Origin of the sequence: Nostoc cf. edaphicum LEGE 07299, from assembly GCF_015207245.1 — a bacterium.
In the GTDB taxonomy this organism is placed as follows: domain Bacteria; phylum Cyanobacteriota; class Cyanobacteriia; order Cyanobacteriales; family Nostocaceae; genus Nostoc; species Nostoc edaphicum_B.
This window is the reverse complement of sequence record NZ_JADEXF010000309.1, coordinates 1-5431: the sequence shown is the minus strand read 5'-3', so window position 1 is coordinate 5431 and position 5431 is coordinate 1. Positions and strand designations below refer to the sequence as shown.

The 5431-nt window shown below is 43.8% G+C and carries 1 protein-coding gene and 1 pseudogene; both read left to right on the top strand.

Features of this window, described 5'->3' with window-relative positions; all coding sequences use genetic code 11:
• Nucleotides 1-2157: pseudogene (locus IQ229_RS11250) on the top strand (non-ribosomal peptide synthetase); the annotation flags it as partial.
• The coding region (locus IQ229_RS11245) for a non-ribosomal peptide synthetase (protein WP_194043714.1) at nt 2157-5431 on the top strand (3275 nt) is incomplete at its 3' end. The pseudogene IQ229_RS11250 and the gene IQ229_RS11245, both read left to right, overlap by 1 nt.

Sequence of the window (5431 nt, the reverse complement as noted above, 5' to 3'; positions counted from 1 at the left end):
CCCTTAGTACCAATTATATTTAATGTCGATCAAGCCTTAGACAGCGCTCGACTTCCCTTTGTCGATTTAGAGGTAGAATTCTTCTCCAATCCCCGCGCATTCGAGAATTTTGAACTGTTTATCAATGCTACGGAATCGCATGGTGAACTTATTCTGGAATGCCAGTACAACACTAATTTATTTGACGCTGATACTATCCGCCGCCGGATGGCAGAGTTTGAAACTTTGTTATTGGGCATAGTTGCTAACCCTAATCAAATTATTGCTAAATTGCCAATTTTGCCAGCAGTTGAGCAACAGTTATTAGCAACATGGAACAATACTCAAACAGCTTATCCCCAAAATATCTGCATTCATCAGCTGTTTGAAACTCAAGTGGAGAAGACTCCAGATGCGATCGCTGTAGTTTTTGAAGATCAACAAATTAGCTACCGCGAACTGAATCAGCGAGCCAATCAACTAGCCCATTATCTCCAAAGCTTAGGAGTCGGGTCAGAAGTTCTGGTTGGCCTGTGTGTTGAGCGCAGCTTGGAAATGGTTGTAGGAGTTTTAGGCATTCTCAAAGCCGGGGGAGCATACGTACCATTAGATTATGCTTATCCTCAAGAACGTTTAGCTTTCATGCTACAAGATGCTCAGGTGTCAGTGCTACTAACGCAAGAGAAGCTAAAGTCGGGGCTACCCAACCATCAAGCAGAGATTGTTTGCCTTGATAGCAACTGGCAATCCATAGATTATGGGTTAGATGACCCAACACATAACGTCACTTCCAATAACTTAGCCTACGTCATCTATACATCTGGCTCGACAGATCAACCGAAAGGCGTTCAAATTCAACATCAGAGTGCTGTTAATCTTTTAAGTGCGATCGCTAAAGAACCCGGTTTAACTGCTGAGGATACTCTCCTCTCTGTTACTAGCCTATCCTTTGATATTGCCGTTTCAGAAATTTTTCTACCCCTGTCTGTAGGTGCAAAGTTGGTGTTGGTGAGCCGTGAAGTTGCGGCTGAAAGCACACAACTGTTAAAAGCGCTAACCACCTCCGGGGCAACCTTTATGCAACCGACACCAGTTACTTGGCGGCTATTACTGGCAGCCGGATGGCAAGGTAGTCCTCAACTGAAGATGATTTCCACAGGTGAAGCCTTACCTAGAGACCTCGCAAATCAATTATTACCGAAGGGAGCTTGTCTGTGGAACCTCTACGGGCCTACAGAAACAACGATTTGGTCAACAGGCTACAAGGTGACAACGGCAAATAAACCAATAGGCATTGGTTGCCCTCTAGCTAATACGCAAATCTACATTTTAGACTCCCATTTACAACCCGTTCCCGTTGGTATATCAGGTGAGTTGTATATTGGTGGCGAAGGACTAGCAAGGGGATATCTAAATCGTCCCGAACTGACTGCTGAAAGATTTATTTCTAACCCCTTCAGCCCAAACCCGAAATCGCGCTTATACAAAACTGGAGATTTAGCTCGCTATTTACCAGATGGACATATTGAATACTTGGGTCGTATCGACTATCAGGTAAAATTGCGTGGTTTCCGCATAGAATTGGGTGAAATTGAAACCGCACTCCTGCAACATCCAGGAGTAAAAGAAGCTGTTGTAATTGTTCGAGAAGACATTCCTAATGAGACTAGTTTAGTCGGTTATATTGTTGCCGAAACTGGTCAAGATAACTTGGAAGTGATTTCGCAATTGCGTCGATTCTTGAAACAACAGCTTCCTGACTTTATGGTGCCAACAATCTTTATGGCACTAGAAGCTATGCCGTTAACCCCCAATGGCAAAGTCGATCGCAAGGCATTGCCAAAGCCTGATGCTTCCCGCCCAGAACTGGAGGCAAATTATGTAGCGCCTCGCACTCCCATTGAACAGCAGATTGCAGATATATGGGCGCAGGTTCTTAATGTCAAACAGGTTGGGATTAACGACAACTTTTTTGAATTGGGTGGATATTCTCTACTAGGAATTCAAGTGATTTCTCGAATGCGCCAAGCGTTGCAAGCAGAAATTCTGATGTCCAATTTATTTGAATTACCAACGGTAGCAGATTTGGCTGAACGAGTGGAGACTCTGCGGTGGGCAACCCAAGGTGTTCAGGCTGCTGAGAGTGAAACAGCTGATGATTACGAGGAAGGCGAGCTATGAAAACATTAGATGAACTACTATCTGAGCTACGTCAACGCGATGTCAAACTTTGGCTAGAGGGCGAACGCTTACGCTATCGGGCCGCAAAAGATAGTCTCACACCAGAATTGCTAACCGAGTTAAAAACTCAAAAAGCCGAAATCATCAACTTTCTCCGACAAATTAACACAGCCGCCAGTTCACAGATTCCCCCAATTGTCGCTTGTGAACGGAATGGCAACTTGCCCCTTTCCTTTGGTCAGCAACGGATATGGTTCCTCCATCAGTTTGAACCTGATAGTTCCTCAAATAATATGCCAGTTGTGGTGCGTTTTACGGGGAATCTAAATGTTGCTGTCTTAGAGGAAAGTTTAAAAGAAGTCGTCCGTCGCCATGAAGTTCTGCGGACAACTTTTCCAGCAGTGAATGGAAAACCCACTCAAGTCATCGCCACCGATGTTTCCTTGACACTGCCAATAATTGACTTGCGGCAAGTACCAGATGAACAACGAGAAGCGGAAGCTCATCTACTGGCAACTAAAGAAGCTCATCAACCCTTTGATTTAGGCAATGGGCCAATTTTGCGGGTGTTACTGCTGCGATTAAGCGATCGCGAACATCTGCTAATTTGGAATATGCACTGCATAGTTTGTGATGGTGCTTCATCCGATCTGTTCTATCAAGACCTGATTACCATCTATAAAGCATTATCAGCAGGTCAGGTTTCTCCTTTAACTCCCTTACCAGTGCAGTATGCTGATTTTACCAATTGGCAATATCAATGGCTCCAAGGAGAGGTTTTAGAGTCACAGGTAAACTACTGGAAGCAAAAGCTAGAAGGCAATTTACCCATCATTGAGTTACCTTACGATCGCCCCCGTCCTCAAGGAGTGCAAACCTATCGAGGCGATCGCGCGGCCCTGCTGCTATCAAAGGCGCTGAACCATGCCCTGACAGAGACGAGTCAAAAATGGGGTGTCACCCTGTTCATGACTCTACTGGCAGCATTCGAGCTATTGCTCTACCGTTATTCTGGACAAGAAGACTTACTAATTAACTTTGCAAGTGCAGGTCGAGGACAAGTTGAAACCGAGGGGCTGATTGGATTTTTTTCTAATACTCTTGTACTGCGGAGTAACTTTGCAGGCAACCCAACTTTCCGAGAATTATTAGACCGAGTGCGTAAGGATTGCTTAGAGGCTTATACTCATCAAGACCTACCCTTTGAAAAGCTAATTGAAGAACTTAGACCAGAACAGCGGAGTCGTAATAGCTCACCTCTGTTCCAGATAAAATTTTCCCTCAATCCTCCTTGGTCGAATGGTCGTGGCATGGCATCAGTGCAACTACCTGATTTGACTATCACTTCTCTATTTGGCTACATCTATCATGGCAAAACCAAATACGATCTGACATTGGTCTTGCGGGAACAAGATAATGGTCTGGGTATGGTATTTGATTACAATGCCGAGATGTTTGATGCCAGTACGATAGAGCGGATGTTGGGACACTTCAAAACTTTACTCGAAGGTATTGTTGCTAATCCCGATCGCCCGATTGCTGAATTACCCCTGTTGACAGCGCCTGAACAACATCAATTGTTAGTTGAGTGGAATAACAAACAAGCTGATTATCCCCAGGATACTTGTATCCATCACTGGTTTGAAACTCAAGCTAAAAGAACTCCAAATAATATTGCAGTAAGTTTTAAAAATCAGCAATTAACTTATCAGGAACTTAACCAACGGGCAAATCAACTAGCCTACTATTTGCAAACTTTAGGGGTAGAATCGGGGGTACTCATCGGTCTTTATCTAGAGCCTTCCCTGGAAATGATTGTGGGGCTGTTGGGTATTTTGAAAGTCGGTGGAACTTACGTACCGATCGCTCCGACATCTGGGCAAGATGGTCTGGCTGTCATTTTAGAAGATGCCCAAATATCTTTGGTGTTAACCCAAAGCTCATTAGTTGAGAAGCTCTCTGAGCATCAAGTACAAGCTATCTGTTTGGATAGTGATTGGGAAGTTATTGCCGTACACATGACTGAAAATCCAGAAAGTTATGGCACAGATCGGACTCTCGCCTGTGTAATGTATGTGTCCGGCTCCAATGGAAAACCCAACGGTATAGCTATTACCCACCATAATCTTGTCAGCCACAGCTTGGCAATTAGCGAAACTTGGGAGTTGACCCAGAGCGATCGCCTACTACTCATACTTAGTATCAGCTGCGACGCGTTCATTGAATCACTTTTCCCCAGTTGGATTACTGGTGCTACCACAGTTCTCCAGTCTCAAGAGCTACAAAACTCGACGAAGCAGTTTTTCCCATTTATTGCTCAACAACAAATTACTGTTGTTAATCTAGCCACGTCTTTTTGGTATGAGTTAATCAAGGAGCTATCTGTGTCTCCCCAGAGCTTACCAGCCAGTTTGCGCTTAGTCATGGTTGGTGGCGAAAAAGTTTCACGGCAAGCTTATCTAACTTGGGTAGAAAAAGTTGGCAAGCAAGTACGCTGGCTGAATGCTTATGGATCGCTAGAAACAACTTTAACTGCCACGGTTTACGAGCCAGAGACTGTAACTGAAGCCAGTAACACTCGATCAGAAATTCCTATAGGAAAAGCGATCGCTAATACTCAAATCTACATCCTCGATCGGCGATCGCAACTCCTCCCTATTGGTGTAACTAGTGAAATTTACATCAGCGGTATCGGTGTTACCCAAGGCTACTTTAAGCGTCCCGAATTAACATCTGAGAAGTTTATCCCCAATCCCTTTAGCAGCGAATCTGGAGCATACCTTTACAGAACTGGTGACTTAGGACGCTACTTAAGTGACGGCAATATTGAATTTTTAGGCCGCTTAGACAATCAGGTAAAAATTCGCGGCTTTCGCATTGAGTTGGCTGAAATTGAAACAATTTTAGGTCAATATCCAGGCGTGCAAAAAACTGTGGTAATTGTCAAAAAAGATGTTCTTGGGGATAAAAGTTTAGTTGCTTATGTTGTCCCCAAACAAGGGGAGACTTTTGGAAGTGACCAACTGCTAAGTTTTCTTCAGCAAAAGTTACCTGAACATTTGTTGCCTTCTGCCTTTTTCATAGTCGATTCTTTGCCATTAAATGCTAATGGCGAAGTCGATCGCCAAGCCTTATCTGCGCTGAATCCAACTAATTCTAAAATAGAAAAAATATTTGCCACAGCAGAAGATCCATTACAACTTCAGTTAACTAAAATCTGGGAAAACCTTTTAGGTATTCATCCCATTGGCATAAAAGACAACTTTTTTGA